The 17,547-nt window shown below is 59.8% G+C and carries 14 protein-coding genes; 8 read left to right on the top strand and 6 right to left on the bottom strand.

What is annotated here, in order from left to right:
• Nucleotides 1–32: 32 nt before the first annotated feature.
• From aceK to ACEN9A_RS22380, 5 genes are all read left to right on the top strand, one after another.
• The gene (aceK, locus tag ACEN9A_RS22400; RefSeq protein WP_258670734.1) at nt 33–1,754 is read left to right on the top strand and encodes a bifunctional isocitrate dehydrogenase kinase/phosphatase; all 1,722 of its coding nucleotides are present in this window, start codon (nt 33–35) and stop codon (nt 1,752–1,754) included.
• A gap of 199 nt (nt 1,755–1,953) precedes the next feature.
• Entirely contained in the window at nt 1,954–5,865 is a 3,912-nt protein-coding gene (gene hrpA, locus ACEN9A_RS22395; protein ID WP_258670731.1) for an ATP-dependent RNA helicase HrpA, read from the top strand.
• Nucleotides 5,866–6,116: 251 nt separating this feature from the next.
• Nucleotides 6,117–7,238 carry a beta-ketoacyl-ACP synthase III gene (locus ACEN9A_RS22390; protein ID WP_019648021.1) on the top strand — a complete coding sequence of 374 codons (1,122 nt, stop codon included), beginning with the start codon at nt 6,117–6,119 and terminating at the stop codon, nt 7,236–7,238.
• A 146-nt stretch (nt 7,239–7,384) separates the two neighbouring features.
• Nucleotides 7,385–7,999, top strand: a complete 615-nt coding sequence (locus ACEN9A_RS22385) for an RNA polymerase sigma factor (protein ID WP_258670728.1) — start codon at nt 7,385–7,387, stop codon at nt 7,997–7,999.
• Nucleotides 7,993–8,229, top strand: a complete 237-nt coding sequence (locus ACEN9A_RS22380) for an anti-sigma factor family protein (protein WP_007934080.1) — start codon at nt 7,993–7,995, stop codon at nt 8,227–8,229. The genes ACEN9A_RS22385 and ACEN9A_RS22380 overlap by 7 nt, the downstream gene beginning before the upstream one ends.
• A 131-nt stretch (nt 8,230–8,360) precedes the next feature.
• Here the strand turns inward: ACEN9A_RS22380 and ACEN9A_RS22375 are convergent, their stop codons facing one another.
• A complete protein-coding gene (locus tag ACEN9A_RS22375; protein WP_018926736.1) occupies nt 8,361–9,683 on the bottom strand; it encodes a putative porin in 1,323 nt (440 codons plus the stop codon).
• A 278-nt stretch (nt 9,684–9,961) separates the two neighbouring features.
• Between ACEN9A_RS22375 and ACEN9A_RS22370 the strand changes: the two genes are divergently transcribed.
• On the top strand, nt 9,962–11,086 hold the full coding sequence (locus tag ACEN9A_RS22370) for a GNAT family N-acetyltransferase (protein ID WP_258670725.1): 1,125 nt from the start codon (nt 9,962–9,964) through the stop codon (nt 11,084–11,086).
• 34 nt (nt 11,087–11,120) lie between these two features.
• Here ACEN9A_RS22370 and aqpZ read toward each other — a convergent pair whose 3' ends face one another.
• From aqpZ to ACEN9A_RS22345, 5 genes are all read right to left on the bottom strand, one after another.
• Nucleotides 11,121–11,819, bottom strand: coding sequence for an aquaporin Z (aqpZ, locus tag ACEN9A_RS22365; protein WP_018926734.1), 699 nt, complete (start codon nt 11,817–11,819; stop codon nt 11,121–11,123).
• A gap of 240 nt (nt 11,820–12,059) precedes the next feature.
• Nucleotides 12,060–13,892: an ABC transporter ATP-binding protein gene (locus ACEN9A_RS22360; RefSeq protein ID WP_258670722.1), complete on the bottom strand. Its 1,833-nt coding sequence runs from the start codon at nt 13,890–13,892 to the stop codon at nt 12,060–12,062.
• A gap of 88 nt (nt 13,893–13,980) precedes the next feature.
• On the bottom strand, nt 13,981–14,544 hold the full coding sequence (locus tag ACEN9A_RS22355; protein ID WP_258670719.1) for a peptidylprolyl isomerase: 564 nt from the start codon (nt 14,542–14,544) through the stop codon (nt 13,981–13,983).
• Nucleotides 14,545–14,547: 3 nt separating this feature from the next.
• Nucleotides 14,548–15,351: an alpha/beta fold hydrolase gene (locus tag ACEN9A_RS22350; protein WP_258670717.1), complete on the bottom strand. Its 804-nt coding sequence runs from the start codon at nt 15,349–15,351 to the stop codon at nt 14,548–14,550.
• A 14-nt stretch (nt 15,352–15,365) separates the two neighbouring features.
• Nucleotides 15,366–16,289, bottom strand: a complete 924-nt coding sequence (locus ACEN9A_RS22345) for a PA3225 family LysR-type transcriptional regulator (protein WP_007934048.1) — start codon at nt 16,287–16,289, stop codon at nt 15,366–15,368.
• A 49-nt stretch (nt 16,290–16,338) separates the two neighbouring features.
• On the opposite strand from ACEN9A_RS22345, the gene ACEN9A_RS22340 reads away from it, so the two are divergent.
• Nucleotides 16,339–16,668, top strand: a complete 330-nt coding sequence (locus ACEN9A_RS22340) for a 3-phosphoglycerate kinase (protein ID WP_258670715.1) — start codon at nt 16,339–16,341, stop codon at nt 16,666–16,668.
• A gap of 150 nt (nt 16,669–16,818) precedes the next feature.
• The gene (locus ACEN9A_RS22335) at nt 16,819–17,418 is read left to right on the top strand and encodes an FMN-dependent NADH-azoreductase (protein WP_019580787.1); all 600 of its coding nucleotides are present in this window, start codon (nt 16,819–16,821) and stop codon (nt 17,416–17,418) included.
• Nucleotides 17,419–17,547 lie beyond the last annotated feature (129 nt).

The raw sequence follows: 17,547 nt of genomic DNA, 5'->3' as shown, positions 1-17,547 counted from the left end.
CAGCCTTCCGGAATATCCGCAGAGGTTCCATCATGCCGCAGCAATGGCCAGCCGCCGACATCGCCCGAATGATCCTCGATGGCTTTGACGATTACCGCGAGCATTTCCGTCAGATCACCGACGGTGCCCGAGGCCGCTTCGAGCAAGCCCAGTGGCAGGCGACACAAGTCGCGTCGGCGGCGCGGATCAACCTCTACGAAGAGAAAGTCGGCGAAACGGTCGGGCGCCTGCATCAGTCGTTCGCCGCCGATGTGCTGATGGACGTCAGCAGCTGGCCGTTGGTCAAAAGCGCCTATATCAGCCTGATCGACCTGCGCTTCGACGATGAACTGTCCGAGACCTGGTACAACTCGATTTTCTGCGGGCTGTTCAGCCACGACCTGATCAGCGATGGCTGCATGTTCATCCACACTACGCGGCCGAGTTTGCGCCGCGCCCGGGCGGCACAAACCCGCACTTACAAGCCCCATGGCCAGTTGTCGGGCATGCTCGCGAGCATCTTTACCGACTTCCGCTTCAGCGAGGACTACGCCGATTTGCCCGGCGACCTGCGCCGCCTCGAAGCGCAACTGCGCGAGAACCTGCCGGACTGGGTCTGCAAGGACCCGGAACTGAGTGTCGAGCTGTTTTCCTCGGTGCTCTACCGCAACAAGGGCGCCTATCTGGTGGGGCGCATTTATACTCAGGACGATCAATGGCCACTGGTGATTCCGCTGCTGCATCGCGAAGGCCGGGGCATCCAGATCGATGCCTTGATCACCGACGAGGCGGAGGTGTCGATCATCTTCTCCTTCACCCGTTCGTACTTCATGGTCGATGTGCCGGTACCGGCGGAGTTCATCGGCTTTCTCAAACGCATCCTGCCAGGCAAACACATCGCCGAGCTGTACACCTCGATCGGCTTCTACAAGCATGGCAAGTCCGAGTTCTACCGGGCGCTGATCAATCACCTGGCCAACACCGACGACCAGTTCATCATGGCCCCCGGCGTGCGCGGGATGGTCATGAGCGTGTTTACCCTGCCGGGCTTCAACACCGTATTCAAAATCATCAAGGACCGCTTCTCGCCGTCGAAAAACGTTGACCGTGCCACGGTGATCGAAAAGTATCGCCTGGTGAAAAGCGTCGACCGGGTCGGGCGCATGGCCGACACCCAGGAGTTCGCCGACTTCCGTTTCCCCCTGAGCAAGTTTGAGCCGGCATGCCTGGAAGAACTGCTTGAAGTGGCGCCGTCCACGGTGTCGGTGGAAGGCGATACGGTGCTGATTCGTCACTGCTGGACCGAACGCCGGATGACGCCGTTGAACCTTTATCTGGAACACGCCAACGAAGCGCAGGTGCGCGAGGCGCTGGAAGATTATGGCCTGGCGATCAAGCAACTGGCGGCGGCGAACATTTTCCCCGGCGACATGCTGCTGAAAAACTTTGGCGTCACCCGTCATGGTCGCGTGGTGTTTTATGACTACGACGAAATTTGCTTCCTGACCGAAGCCAACTTCCGCCACATCCCGCAACCGCGCACACCGGAAGACGAAATGGCCTCCGAACCGTGGTACTCGATCGGGCCACTGGATGTGTTCCCCGAGGAGTTTCCACCGTTCCTGTTTGCCGATTCCGGGCAGCGAAAGTTGTTCGATCAGTTGCACGGCGAGCTGTACAACGCCGATTACTGGAAGGGGCTGCAGGAAGCGATTCGGGCGGGGAAGGTGATTGATGTGTTTCCGTATCGGCGCAAGGGCCTGGATAACGAATAACATTACTCCCCTGTAGGAGCTGTCGAGTGAAACGAGGCTGCGATCCTTTGATCTTGTCTTTAAAAATCAAAATCAAAATCAAAATCAAAAGATCGCAGCCTCGTTTCACTCGACAGCTCCTACAGTAGAACCACCCGCAATCCCTGCCAAATCTGCGACAATCCGCCTCCTGCGCCACTAGACGACTTTTGCGTACCTGATGACTGACGAATCGCCTTCCATCGACAAACTGCTGAAAAACCTCGATCACGCCATGCTCGCCGACCGCCACCGGCTGCGGCGGCAGTTGCTTGAGCTGCGCAAGAAACCTGACGAGGCCAAGCTGGCCCAGTGGGTGACGCGCACGCAGGCGTCCTGTGATCAGGTGTTGGCGCGGCGCGCCAGCCTGCCGGTGATTCGTTACGACGACAGCCTGCCGATCGCCGCCAAGCGCGACGAAATCAAAGCGGCGTTGCTCAAACATCAGGTGCTGATCATTGCCGGCGAAACCGGTTCGGGTAAAACCACCCAGTTGCCGAAGATTTGCCTGGAAATCGGTCGCGGCCAGCACGGCCTGATCGGCCACACCCAGCCGCGTCGAATCGCCGCCCGCAGCGTGGCGAGCCGGGTCGCTGAAGAGTTGGCGACACCTTTGGGTGCGCTGGTCGGCTATCAGGTGCGGTTCGAGGATCAGAGCGATGCCAACACCCTGATCAAACTGATGACCGACGGCATCCTGCTGGCGGAAACCCAGAACGACCGCTACCTCGAACGCTACGACACGATCATCGTCGACGAAGCCCACGAACGCAGCCTGAACATCGACTTCCTGCTCGGTTACCTGAAAACCCTGCTGCCCCGTCGTCCGGACCTGAAGGTCATCATCACCTCGGCCACCATCGACCTGGAGCGCTTCTCCAAGCACTTCGACGATGCGCCGATTGTCGAAGTCTCCGGCCGCACCTTCCCGGTGGAAACCTGGTATCGCCCGCTGACCCTGGAGCAGGACGAGGAGGGCAACCGTGTCGAGGATGACCTGACCGTGGATCAGGCGATCCTCGCGACCCTCGACGAAATCGCCGCGTTCGAACGCAGTGAGCGCAAGAGCCCCGGCGACGTGCTGGTGTTCCTGCCCGGCGAGCGCGAGATTCGTGACGCGGCGGACATGCTGCGCAAGGCTCAGCTCAAGCACACCGAGATTCTGCCGTTGTACGCACGGCTGTCGCCGGCCGAGCAGCAGCGGATTTTCCAGTCGCATCCGGGGCGTCGAGTGGTTCTGGCGACCAACGTTGCGGAAACCTCGCTGACGGTGCCGGGCATTCGTTACGTGATCGACAGCGGCACCGCGCGCATCAGTCGCTACAGCTACCGCGCCAAGGTCCAGCGTTTGCCGATCGAAGCGATTTCCCAGGCCAGTGCCAACCAGCGTAAAGGTCGCTGCGGGCGGGTCGAGCCGGGTATCTGCGTGCGCTTGTACAGCGAAGAAGATTTCATCGGTCGGCCGGAATTCACCGACCCGGAGATCCTGCGGACCAACCTCGCGGCGGTGATTTTGCAGATGCTCCATCTGCGTCTCGGCGAGATCACTGATTTCCCGTTTATCGAACCGCCGGATGGCAAGGCCATCAGCGACGGTTTCAACCTGTTGCAAGAACTCTCGGCGGTGGATCGCAACAGCCAGCTGACCCCGCTCGGTCGGCAACTGGCGCGACTGCCAGTGGACCCACGCATGGGCCGCATGCTGCTGGAAGCGGCGAAACTCGGCAGCTTGCAGGAAGTGCTGATTGTCGCCAGCGCCATGTCGATCCAGGACCCGCGCGAGCGCCCGCCGGAGCGTCAGCAAGCCGCCGATCAGGCCCACGCCCAGTGGAAAGACGTGGACTCGGACTTCGCCGGGCTGGTCAATCTGTGGCGAGGTTTTGAAGAACAACGCCAAGCCCTGACGGCCAGTCCGCTGCGCAACTGGTGCCGCAAGAATTTCCTCAATTACCTGCGCCTGCGCGAGTGGCGCGACTCCCATCGCCAGTTGAGCCTGATCTGCCGCGATATGCAGCTGAGCCTCAACAAAGAGCCGGCGGATTACCCGAAACTGCACAAAGCCGTGCTTTCGGGTTTGCTCAGCCAGATCGGCCAGAAAACCGAAGACGGCGATTACCTCGGCGCCCGTCAGCGACGCTTCTGGATTCACCCATCCTCAGGCCTGGGCAAGAAGCGCCCGCAATGGCTGATGACCGCCGAGCTGGTGGAAACCACCAAGCTTTACGCGCGGATGGTCGCCAAGATCGACGCCGACTGGATCGAGCCGCTAGCCGGGCACCTGATCAAGAAAAATCACTTCGAACCCCATTGGGAGAAGAGGCGTGGACAGGTGGTGGCCTTCGAGCAAATCACCCTGTTCGGGCTGATCGTGGTCGGACGCCGGCCGGTGCATTACGGCCCGGTCGACCCGGTGGTGTCCCGCGAATTGTTTATCCGCGAAGCCTTGGTGCGCGGCGAGATTCAATCCAAAGCCAAGTGCCTGACAGCCAACAAGCAACTGCTGGAACAGCTAGACGAACTGGAAGCCAAGGCGCGCCGCCGGGACATTCTGGCCGACGAAGAAACCCTGTTCGCCTTCTACGATGCGCGCCTGCCGGCGGAGATCCATCAGACCGCGACCTTCGACAGTTGGTATCGGATCAACAGCCAGAAAGACCCGCAGCTGCTGATCATGCGCGAAGAAGACGTGCTGGCCCGCGAAGCCAGTGAAGTCACCGCCGCGCATTACCCCGACACCCTGCACATCGGCGACCTGGAACTGGCGCTGAGTTATCACTTCGAGCCCAACCATCCGCGTGACGGCGTGACCTTGCGCGTACCCGCACCGCTGTTGCCGATGCTGCCGCCGGAACGCCTGGAATGGCTGGTGCCGGGCGTGATCGAGGCCAAGTGCATTGCGCTGGTGCGCAACCTGCCCAAGGCCCTGCGCAAGAATTTCGTGCCGGTGCCGGATTTCGTCAAAGCCGCGATGCAGCGCATGACTTTTGGCGAGGGCTCATTGCCTCTGGCGCTGGGCCGCGAGTTATTGCGCATGACCGGCGCGCGGGTCAGCGATGAGGCCTGGGCCGAAGCGTCGCAGCAGGTCGAAAGCCATTTGCGAATGAACCTGGAAATCGTCGACGGCCAGGGCAAGTTCCTTGGCGAAGGGCGTGATCTGGCGGAGTTGACCGCACGCTTTGCCGAGGCCAGTCAGGCCGCCTTGGCCGTGCCGCAAACCGCGAAAAGTCAGCAACCGGTGGAGGCGAAGGTCTTTGCCGCCGTCGCCGAGAAAACCCAACAGAAGATTGCCGGGCTGTCGATGACGGTGTATCCGGCGCTGGTGGAAGAGGGCGGTACAGTCAAGGAAGGACGTTTCTCGACCCCGGCCGAAGCCGAGTTCCAGCATCGCCGGGCCTTGCAGCGCTTGCTGATGCAACAACTGGCGGAGCCGGCGAAGTTCTTGCGCGGCAAGTTGCCGGGGCTGACCGAGTTGGGCCTGATGTACCGCGAACTGGGGCGCATCGACAGCCTGGTGGAAGACATTCTGCTGGCCAGTCTGGACAGTTGCATCCTCGACGGTGAAGAGCCGTTGCCACGCGATGGCGCTGGATTGGCATCCCTGGCCGAGCGCAAACGTGGCGCCTGGACCGAGCACGCCGAACGTCTGGCCAGGCTGACTTTGGAGATTCTCAAGCACTGGCACGGCCTGCAAAAACGCTTCAAGGGCAAGATCGACCTGGCACAAGCCGTGGCCTTGAACGACATCAAGCAGCAGCTCAGCCATCTGGTGTACCCGGGATTCGTGCGGGAAACGCCGATGCTGTGGCTCAAGGAACTGCCGCGTTATCTCAAGGCCGTCGAGCAGCGTTTCGAGAAACTCGGCGCACAGGTGCAGAAGGACCGGGTCTGGAGCGGAGAATTGTCCGGGCTCTGGACCCAATACCAGACCCGTGCCAACAAACACGCTCAGGAAGGCAAACGCGATCCGCAGCTGGAGCTGTATCGCTGGTGGCTGGAGGAGTACCGGGTTTCGCTGTTCGCGCAGCAATTGGGAACCAAGGTGCCGATCTCCGACAAGCGCTTGAGCAAGCAATGGAGCCAGGTCGAGGCATAAACCCGATCTCCTTGAGCCTCTGCGGTCTACTGTAGGTATTGCATTACATCGCTTGGCAAAAGGGGCCAAAAGCCAGCGTTTATGGCAAACTTCGCGCCTATAAACGCCGGCCCCGCGGTTTTGAGCCTTCCGGGCCTGGGCGGATCGGAATAAAGCGATGCCAGGTTTGCGTCTGGAACCTGGAATAGACCCTTTGTGTGTTGGTACGTCGGTGCCAGCGCTTTCTGCCTGAACGGATTAGAGAAACGACCATGCATAACGTCGTCATCAGCGGCACCGGCCTATACACCCCGGCCAACAGCATCTCCAACGAAGAGCTGGTGCAGTCTTTCAACGCTTACGTCGCGCAGTTCAACGCCGACAACGCCGAGGCCATTGAGCGCGGCGAAATCCAGGCATTGACCGAATCCAGCGCAGCGTTTATCGAAAAAGCCTCCGGCATCAAAAGCCGCTTTGTCATGGACAAAGAGGGCATCCTCGACCCGCAACGCATGGCGCCACGCTTGCCCGAGCGCTCCAACGACGAGTGGTCGGTGCTGTGCCAGATGGCCATTGGCGCGGCCGAGCAAGCCTTGCAGCGTGCCGGCAAGACCGCCGCTGACATCGACGGTGTAATCGTCGCCTGCTCCAACCTGCAGCGCGCCTACCCGGCCATCGCCATCGAAGTTCAGGAAGCACTGGGTATCCAGGGTTTCGGTTACGACATGAACGTGGCGTGCTCCTCGGCAACCTTCGGCATCCAGGCCGCCGCCAACAGTGTGCAACTGGGCCAGGCCCGGGCGATCCTGATGGTTAACCCGGAAGTCTGCACCGGTCACCTGAATTTCCGTGACCGCGACAGCCACTTCATCTTCGGCGACGCCGCCACTGCGGTGATCATCGAGCGCGCCGACCTGGCGACGTCCAAGTACCAGTTCGACGTGGTCAGCACCAAACTGCTGACCAAGTTCTCCAACAACATCCGCAACAACTTCGGCTTCCTCAACCGCGCCGCGGAAGAGGGCATCGGTGCCCCCGACAAGCTGTTCGTCCAGGAAGGCCGCAAGGTGTTCCGCGATGTCTGCCCGATGGTCGCCGAGCTGATCGCCACGCACCTGGAAGAAAACCAGCTCAACGTCAGTGACGTGAAGCGTTTCTGGCTGCACCAGGCCAATCTCAGCATGAACCACCTGATCGTCAAGAAGCTGCTGGGCCGCGAAGCTACCGAAGCAGAAGCCCCGGTGATTCTCGATACTTACGCCAACACCAGCTCTGCCGGTTCGGTGATTTCGTTCCACAAGAATCAGGACGATCTGGTCAGTGGTTCGCTGGCCGTACTGAGCTCGTTCGGCGCTGGTTACTCGATTGGCAGCGTGATTCTGCGCAAGCGCTGATATAGCCTGAAAAGATCGCAGCCTGCGGCAGCTCCTACAGCATTGGATTTCAACCCGGTATCGTGGTTGGATACGATCGAACTGTAGGAGCTGCCGAAGGCTGCGATCTTTTTTTGTGTCCCCACTGATTCGGACAAGAGGCATCAATGGCTGCTGCTGACGACACCCTATTGCTCGAACGCCTGCTGACGGGCGAGCAGAAGGCTTTCAAGGAACTGGTCAGTACTTACCAGAGCGCCATGCGTGCGGTGGCTTATGCGATCGTCGGTAACCGGCATGCCGACGAAGTGGTGCAGGACGCATGGCTGTCAGTAGTGCGTAATCTGGGCGGGTTCGAGGGGCGTTCGAGTCTCAAGACCTGGCTGCTGACCATCACCGCCAACTCGGCCAAGAGTCGCTACAAGCAAAACCGCCGGGAAGTGTTGCTCGATGACCTGCCGTCGCCTCACGGTACGATCGATGACGATCGTTTTTCATCGAGTGATGGTCATTGGCTGGTGGCGCCGTTCGCCTGGCATCAGGACACGCCAGAGGCGCTGTTGACTGAAAACGAACTGCGCGAATGCCTGGAACACACATTGCTCAGCCTGTCGGAACTGCAAAGCAGTGTCTTGCTGTTGCGCGAGCGACAGGGGCTGGAGTTGGAAGAGATCTGTAATCTTCTGGAAATCTCACTCTCCAATGTTCGTGTGCTGCTGCATCGGGCACGGTTGAAGGTCTTTGCGACCGTAGAACATTTTGAGGAAACCGGCGAATGCTGACCTGTAAGGAACAAGTGGCGCGCTCCAGTGATTATCTCGATGGCCAGTTGAGTTTTCGCGAGCGTCTGATGATGCGGCATCACTTGATGTTTTGCCCCAATTGTCGGCGATTCATTCGGCAGATGCGGTTGATGCAGGCGACCTTGCGGGTGATGCCGCAGAAACCGGTCGAGGATGTGGAGGCACTGGCCGAGCGGCTGGCGGCGCAGCGGCGTAAAGATCGTTCCTGAAGGAAAGCACAGGCCGGCGCGGGTGAAACGAACGGATGATGGGGATCGTTGCCCCGCGCCAGACTGTTGAACCTCTTCAAACGACACGACCGTATGTAAACCGCATCGTTTGAAGTGTATTGCTTCGCAGCTTAGAACTTCGCTTCTGCGTCCAGTTGCAGCGTGTTGGTGTTGGCATCACGCTGGGTACGGCTGGAGAAGTCGGCTTTGGTCAGGAAGTAAGTGGCACCGAGGGCGAAGTTCTTGTCGATGTCGTAACCGACTTTGAACTTGTGACCGCGAGAACCGGTGGTGCCGTTGGCGAAGTCCGAGTCGGTGAAGGCACCGACCACGGCGTTACGCTGCACGTCGCGGTAGTTGTAGTCGAGGTTGAAACCGAAGACTTTCGACTTGGCACCGACCAGCCAGGCAGTGTCCTGATCGGTCACGGCATCGTTGTTCTTCACATACTGGCCGTAGAACGACAGTGGCATCGGCAGGCCGCCGATATCGATCTGGCTGAAACCTTCGTACAGACGGAACTCGTTGTTGGCGGAGTTGCCGTTGACGGCCAGGGCGCACGGCGTGGACGTGCCGGTGCAACGGCTGTCTTCGTCGTTCTGGTAGGCATAGACGCTGCCGCCGACGGTCAGTTTCAGGTTGTCGGTGATGGCGAAACGGCTGCCCAACTGGCCGGCGGTCAGACGCAGGTCGTGACGAAATTGCACGCCTTCGCCGTCGACGTTGTCCTTGAGGTTGTAGTTGCCCAGGCTACCGAACAGTTCGGCACTGCTGCCCAGTGGGTATTTGTAGGTCACTGCCAGACCTTCCGGGTTGATGTCGCTGTCCCAGATCACATCACCCATGCTGACCCATGGTTGCAGCATCTTGCCGCCGATCACATGCAGGTTTTTGATGGCGTCCGGGTGGTAGTCGATGTAGCCCAGATCCAGCCAGATCTGCTTCTTGTCGAAGTAGTTGTCCATGTCCTGGTTGGTCGAGCGAGCATCGTCACCGCCGCCGGTGGCAATGCGGATGCCGGTGTCCACTTGCGGGTTGATTTCGCTGTAGGCACCCAGACGGGCGCGGATGCGTTGACGATCCTTGTCACGGCCACCGTTGTTGGGTTCGCCGTCGATCTTGACCGTTTCCTGGCGTACGCGAACGTCGCCCTTGAACTGGGTCTTGGCGGCCCAGGCCAGTTTCTGGTCGAAGGCGCTCAACTCGTTGGCTTTCTTCGCGGCGACCGCTATTTGTTCGTTGGTCTCTTGCTGCGCCTGCTGCGCGATTTGCTGAGCCTTCTGATCCTTGGCAAGTTCGGCTTGCAGTTCAACGTACTGCGCCTGGGAAATAGAACCGTTAGCCTTGAGCATGTCGAGCAGTTTGGCGTCGACTGCGGCACTGGCCGGAACACTCATGGCCAGCAACAGGCCACCACACAAGGCCGCCGCAGTTTTCGTGGAAGCAAGACGCATAGCAATCTCCGAAGATGAGAGGGATGGCTGAACCATCCTGGACACAACCGACAGTTGAAGGTCGGAAAACAGTGGCCGGGTAGAACCCGACGCTCTAAAAACAGGCGCCAGTATCGCGATGGTTTATGACAGGTCAGTGGCGAAGTGATGGCAGGTCGATGACGATACAAACGTTTCTGAAATGCCCGATTCAGAGCCTTGTATCGGATTGACGCGTGTGGATCGCCCTGCGATCGGCGATACTCGTGGAGCTGTCACGCCAAGATGTGGAGAGGAAAATGCCGCTGCAATGTCTGCATACACTGTCGCAAATCGCACCCTGTACCTGGGATGCCCTGGTGCCGGAGAATCAGCCGTTTCTGCGCCATGCGTTCCTCGGTTCACTGGAAGACAGCGGCAGTCTGGGCCCGCATTCCGGCTGGCAGCCCGAGCATCTGCTGCATGTCGAAGGCGAGCGCCTGATCGCCGCGCTGCCCAGTTACCGCAAATGGCATTCCTACGGCGAATACGTGTTCGACCATGCCTGGGCCGATGCCTGTGAGCGTGCGGGCATCGACTACTACCCCAAACTGTTGACGGCGGTGCCGTTCAGTCCGGTCAGCGGGCCGCGATTGCTGGCGGCGACGATCGAGGACGGTTTCGAACTCTTGCAGAGCCTGCCGGGTTATCTGGAGATAGAAAAACTTTCCAGCGCCCACATCAATTTCACCGATCCGTTCACCGACGCTGCATTGGCCGAACAGCCAGGCTGGTTGCAGCGCATTGGCTGTCAGTACCACTGGCAGAATCGTGATTACCGGGATTTTCAGGACTTTCTCGACGCCCTCAGTTCGCGTAAGCGCAAGCAAATGCGCAAGGAGCGTGAGCAAGTGGCAGGGCAGGGCATCGACTTCGAATGGCTGGAAGGCCGGCAGCTGACCCAGGCGCAGTGGGACTTCGTGTACGCCTGCTACGCCAATACCTACGCGGTGCGTCGGCAGACGCCTTACCTGACGCGGGAATTTTTCAGTCTGTTGGCCGAGCGCATGCCGGAGTCGATTCGCGTGGTGCTGGCCAAACAAGGTTCACGGCCGGTGGCCATGGCCTTCAGCCTGGTCGGCGGCGACAGCTTTTATGGTCGTTACTGGGGTTGCCTGGCGGAGTTCGATCGCCTGCACTTCGAGACCTGTTTCTATCAGGGTATGGATTACGCCATTGCCAACGGCTTTCAGCGTTTCGACGCCGGCGCTCAGGGCGAACACAAACTGATTCGTGGCTTTGAACCGGTGATCACCCATTCCTGGCATTACCTACGCCATCCGGGCTTGAAGTCGGCGGTGAAAGACTTCCTCGAGCGCGAACGCGTCGGGGTGCTGGGGTATGCAGAAGAGGCGAAGACCGCCTTGCCTTATCGACAAGGCTGAGCTTCGCCGTTGATTGCAGGCTCAGTCGCGCAGATTAACTGTCTTCTTTGCCCAGCCAGCGATACATCACACCACCGATGACCGCCCCCAGAATCGGCGCCAGCCAGAACAGCCACAGTTGTTGAATCGCCCATCCGCCGACAATCAGCGCCGGACCCGTACTGCGGGCCGGGTTGACCGAGGTGTTGGTGACCGGAATCGAGATCAGATGGATCAGGGTCAGCGCCAGGCCGATGGCGATGGGTGCCAGCCCGGCCGGGGCGCGTTTATCGGTGGCGCCGAGAATGATCAGGATGAACATGGCGGTCATCACCAGTTCACTGACAAACCCCGCCGCCATCGAGTAGCCACCTGGCGAGTGTTCGCCGTAGCCATTGGACGCCAGGCCGCTGGCCAGTTCGAAGCCGGGTTTGCCACTGGCAATGAAGTACAGCAAGGCCGCTGCGATGATCCCGCCAATCACCTGGGCGATGATGTAGGCGGGCAGTTCTTTGGCAGGGAAGCGTCCGCCGACGACCAGTCCGACCGAAACCGCAGGGTTTAGATGACAACCCGAGATGTGGCCGATGGCGAAGGCCATCGTCAGTACCGTCAAACCGAATGCCAGGGACACCCCCAGTAAACCGATCCCCACGTTTGGAAACGCTGCCGCCAGAACCGCACTGCCGCAACCCCCCAATACCAGCCAGAACGTACCTACCAATTCTGTAGCCGAACGTTTGAACAAAGACATAGCGAGTTTCCCTATCGAGATAACACTGTCGTTGTGCATCCAGCAGATGGACTTCGGAACCTCCAGTACCTTGGCTGAGTACAGCAGGATTTTTACGGAACTCCAGTGACCATAAAAAACCGCCAGAGCCCGTGGTTGGCGGGTTCTGGCGGTTTCTGGTGTTCTGCTGTGTGGTTGATGGCGCCAAGATCTTTTGATCTTTTGATCTTTTGATCTTTTGATCTTTTGATCTTCGCGGGCTCAATCGATCCCGACAAACCCGCCGGTCTGGTGCTGCCACAACCGCGCATACAAACCGCCATGGGCCAGCAGTTCGGCGTGGCTGCCGGTTTCGGCGATCTTGCCGTTTTCCAGCACCACCAACCGGTCCATCCGGGCAATGGTCGAGAGACGGTGAGCGATGGCGATCACGGTTTTGCCCTGCATCAGGGTTTCGAGGCTTTCCTGGATCGCTGCTTCGACTTCCGAGTCCAGCGCCGAGGTGGCTTCGTCCATGATCAGGATCGGCGCGTCCTTGAGCAGCACCCGGGCGATGGCAATCCGCTGACGCTGGCCGCCGGAGAGTTTCACCCCGCGCTCACCCACATGAGCATCGAAACCGGTGCGGCCTTCGGAGTCCGACAGCAGCGGGATGAACTCGTCGGCACGGGCCTTGTGCACCGCTTCCCAGAGTTCGGCGTCGGTGGCGTCGGGTTTGCCGTACAGCAAATTGTCGCGGATCGAACGGTGCAGCAGCGAGGTGTCCTGGGTGATCATGCCGATGCGTTCGCGCAGGCTTTCCTGCCCGACTTCGGCGATGTTCTGGCCGTCGATGAGGATCCGCCCGCCCTGCACGTCATACAGGCGCAGCAGCAGGTTGACCAACGTCGATTTGCCGGCGCCGGAGGGGCCGATCAGGCCGATTTTTTCGCCGGGCTTAATGGTCAGGTTGAGGCCGCCGATGATCCCGCTCTTCTTGCCGTAGTGGAAATCGACGTGTTCGAAACGCACCTCGCCACGGGCCACCGCCAAGGGTTTTGCCTGTTCGCGGTCGGTGACGCTGACTGGTTGGGCGATGGTCTGCAAACCGTCCTGGACCATGCCGATGTTTTCGAAAATGCCGTTGACCACCCACATGATCCAGCCGGACATGTTGACGATGCGGATCACCAGCCCGGTGGCCAAGGCAATCGCGCCCACGCTGATCAGCGACTGCGTCCACAGCCACAGGGCCAGCCCGGTGGTGCCGACGATCAAGAGGCCGTTCATGCTGGTGATGACCACGTCCATGCTGGTGACCACACGGCCGGCCAGTTGGGCTTTTTCGGTCTGTTCCGCGATGGCTTCGCGGGCGTACTGCTGTTCGAAGTTGGTGTGGGCGAACAGCTTGAGGGTAGTGATGTTGGTGTAGCCGTCGACGATCCGCCCCATGAGTTTGGAGCGTGCATCGGAGGACACCACCGAACGCTCTTTCACCCGCGGCACGAAGTAGTAGAGCGCGCCGATGTAGGCAGCGATCCAGATCAGCAGCGGGATCATCAAGCGCCAGTCGGCTTCGGCGAACAGCACCAGCGAGCTGATCGCGTAGATCAGCACGTGCCACAGCGCATCCACCGCTTGCACGGCAGAGTCGCGCAGGGAGTTGCCGGTTTGCATGATGCGTTGGGCGATGCGCCCGGCGAAGTCGTTCTGGAAGAAATTCAGGCTCTGTTTGAGCACGTAACTGTGGTTCTGCCAGCGGATCAGGCTGGTCATGCCGGGGCTCAAAGTCTGGTGCACCAGCATGTCATGCAGGGCGAGGAACAGCGGCCGCAGAATCAGCGCAACCGCCGCCATCCAGGCCAATTCCACGCCGTGGACCTTGAAGAAGTCGACGTTGGATGTGCTCTGGGTCAGGTCGATGATGCGACTCAGGTAGCTGAACAGCGCCACTTCGATCAGCGCGCCGAACAGGCCGACGACCAACAAAACGGCGAAGATTGGCCAGACCTGCTTCAGGTAGTAGGTATAGAAGGAGAGAACCCGGCTCGGTGGAGCCGCCGTCGGGGCATCGCGGAAAATGTCGATCAGTCTTTCGAAACGGCGATAAAGCATCGGTTCTCCGCCCGCGTACGGGCTCTCCTTTAAACGATATGAGCGGCGCCGGATATCGACCGGCCACCGCTCAAGACTGCCGGTGTACTCAGTCGATGCGCTTGGCCGACTTGATCAGCACCGGGTCGACAGGCACGTTCTGCATGCCTTGTTTGGTGGTGGTCTGAGAGTTGACGATGATGTCCACCACGTCCATGCCCTTGACCACTTTGGCGAAGACGGCGTAACCGGCGTCGCGACCCGGATCGAGGAAGGCGTTGTCGGCCACGTTGATGAAGAACTGGCTGGTGGCCGAATCCGGGTTCGAAGTACGCGCCATCGACAGTGTGCCACGCACGTTATGCAGGCCGTTGCTGGCTTCGTTTTTGATCGATGCCTTGGTTTCCTTCTGTTGCATCTGTGCAGTGAAACCACCGCCCTGAGCCATGAAACCTGGAATCACACGGTGAAAAATCGTGTTGTTGTAGAAGCCACTGTCGACGTACTCAAGGAAATTCTTGGTACTGATCGGCGCCTTGACCGGGTCCAGTTCGATTTCGATCTGGCCGTTGGTGGTCTCCAGCAGCACGTGCGGTGCCTTGGCCGGCGTGGCGGCCATCAGGTTGGCGGCAAACAGAACGGAGCCGGCGACGAGGGCGATTTTTTTCAGCATGGGTCAGTGATCCTGAGTGGTGATGTCGACTGCGGTGAGAAACTCGAGCAGGGTTTGGTTGAAACGTTCGGGTTGATCCAGCGGGGTGGCGTGGCGCGAATCGGCGATCACCACCAGCCGCGCATCGGGCAGCAGTTTTACATAGGTTTCTTTCAGCGCGACCGGGGTGTAGTCACGGTCGGCGCTGACGACGAGGGTTGGACACGAAACCCTGGAAAGTCGTTCCTGAACCCCCCAGCCAACGATGGCATCGAAGCTGGCGAGATAAGCATGTTTGTCGTTTCTTGCCCAGCGCGCCGCTATTTTTTGTCGTAACGAAGCTTGTTCCGGCTTGGGAAACAGTTTGGCGCCCAGGGCCTTGCCGATGGTGCCCATGCTCAGCACGCGCATCAGGCTCCAGCGTTTGAACCACTGCCAATAGTCGTTGCGGCTGCGCCGTTTGACCTCGGGCGCGCTGTTGACGATGCACAGACTCTTGAGCAGTTGCGGCTGGTCCACTGCCAGTTGAAAAGCGATCATGCCGCCCATCGAAAGCCCCACAAGATGAGCAGGGCCAAGGTTCAAGTGTTCGATCAGCGCGATCAGGTCGGCGCTGAACCCGGCGATGCTGTAACGCTCGCGGGGCTTGTCGGAGCGCCCGTGGCCGCGCACATCCGGCACGATCACCCGATGGTGGGCGGCGAGCGCCGGGATCTGCATTTCCCAGTCCAGGGTGCTGGAGCCCAACCCGTGAACCAGCAGCAACGGCGTGCCGTGACCATATTCCTCATAGTGCAGGTTGCAACCTTCATGTTCGAAATAGGCCATGGGTACACTCCGTGTCAGGCTTGTTCGGGCGCGGCGAAGGGCGCATCCAGCGGCGCGGTGTCAAAGGTGCGCAGCAGTTCGATGAGAATCTGCGTGGCCGGGCCCAAGGGTTTGTCCTTGTTCGAATACAGATAGAAACTCGGGTTGCGGCTTCCGCCCTGATCCAACGGTAGCACTTTGAGCGTGCCTTCTTTAAGTTCGCGCTCGATCATGTGCCGGGGTAGCCAGGCGAAGCCCAGACCGCTGCTGACGAAGGTCGCAGCAGTGGCCAGGCTGCCGACGGTCCAGCGCTGTTCGGCACCGAGCCAGCCGACATCTCGCGGTTGCTGACGGCCTGAGTCGCGGATCACCACTTGCATCTGAGTCTCCAGGTCCTGGAAGTTCAGTTCGCGGTTCAGACGATGCAGCGGGTGTTCGGGGTGGGCGACCGCGACGAATTCGACGTCGCTCAATTCCGCGCCAAGGTAACCGGGAATACTGAGACCGGTGATGGCCAGATCGGCCACGCCTTCAAGCAGGACCTCTTCGACACCCGATAACACTTCTTCGCGCAGCCGCACCCGGCAGCCACGACTTTGCGGCATGAACGCGGTCAAGGCGCGGACGAGGCGGGCGCTCGGGTACGCGGCGTCGACCACCAACCGCACCTCCGCTTCCCAGCCTTGTTCCATGTGGTGGGCCAGGTCTTCCAGTTGGCTGGCCTGTTTCACCAGTTGCCGGGAGCGGCGCAGCAGCACGCCGCCGGCCTCGGTGAGCACCGCTTTACGGCCATCGATGCGCAACAGCGGCACGCCGAGCTGGTCCTGCATGCGCGCGACGGTGTAGCTGACCGACGATTGCGAACGGTGCAGCACTTCGGCGGCCTGGGCGAAACCGCCGTGATCGACCACGGCCTGCAATGTTCGCCATTGATCAAGGGTCACGCGGGGCGCTTTCATGTTGAGCTCCTCTTGTCCTAAGCTGGCAGTTCTTATTGGAGACTGCGGAATGAAAAAAATCTGTTGTGTGATGGCAGGGTGTGCGTTGTTGGCGATGTTGCCTCTGACTGCGTTTGCCTATCCGATCGATGTCAATAAACAGCTCAACGGTTTGAAGGTCGACTACAACGCCTACGACACGGACGCCGACATCGGCTCCATTCAGGTCAACAACTACGGCGACACCGACGTCACTTGCAAAGTGGTTTTCAATAACGGTCCGGAAGCGCCACGCACCCGCAAGATCGACGTACCCGCCGGCAAACACAAAAACGCCACGGCCAAGTTCACCCGCACCATCATCAAGCTGCGTATCGACCTGACTTGCACCCCGAAATGACCTCAAGCGGAGCATGTCGCCTGGGCATGCTTCGCTTATAAACGAATTTATCGATGCTTTATAGCAGTTATTTGCGCTTTTTCATCGATATGACTCTGTTTAACCTTCACTCCATCGACCTACAGCATTCTCAGATGGAGGCTACATCCCATGTCCCGCGTTCTGATCATCGAAAGCAGCGCCCGTCAGCAAGACTCGGTTTCCCGCCAGCTGACCCAGACCTTCATCAGCCAGTGGAAAGCCGCACACCCAGCCGACCAGATCACCGTCCGTGACCTGGCCGTCAACCCGGTGCCGCACCTGGACATCAACCTGCTGGGCGGCTGGATGAAACCTGTCGAACAACGCAACGAGATCGAACAGGCCTCGCTGGAACGCTCCAACCAATTGACCGACGAACTGCTGGCCGCCGACGTGCTGGTGATGGCAGCGCCCATGTACAACTTCGCGATTCCGAGCACCTTGAAAGCCTGGCTCGACCATGTGCTGCGTGCCGGCGTGACTTTCAAATACACCGAGACCGGTCCGCAAGGTTTGCTCAGCGGCAAGCGCGCCTACGTGCTGACCGCTCGCGGCGGGATCTACGCCGGCAGCACCGCGGATCATCAGGAACCTTACCTGCGTCAGGTCATGGGCTTTATCGGCATCCACGACGTCACGTTCATTCACGCCGAAGGCATGAACCTGGGCGGTGACTTCCAGGAGAAAGGCCTGAACCAGGCCAACGCCAAACTGGCCCAGGTCGCCTAAGCCGTTAATCGCCAGATAATCACTGGATGGTCTAGTGACCTGGCGCAACCCTTCAAGCCTGCACGCGCATCGAACCTCCCTTTGCACTTATTGCTCCTGAGTGCTCTAGCCCGATTGAACGCTTTAGCG

This window comes from Pseudomonas sp. Pseusp18, assembly GCF_059506005.1.
Note: the sequence above shows the minus strand (reverse complement) of the source record. Positions and strands in the feature narration are given on the sequence as shown.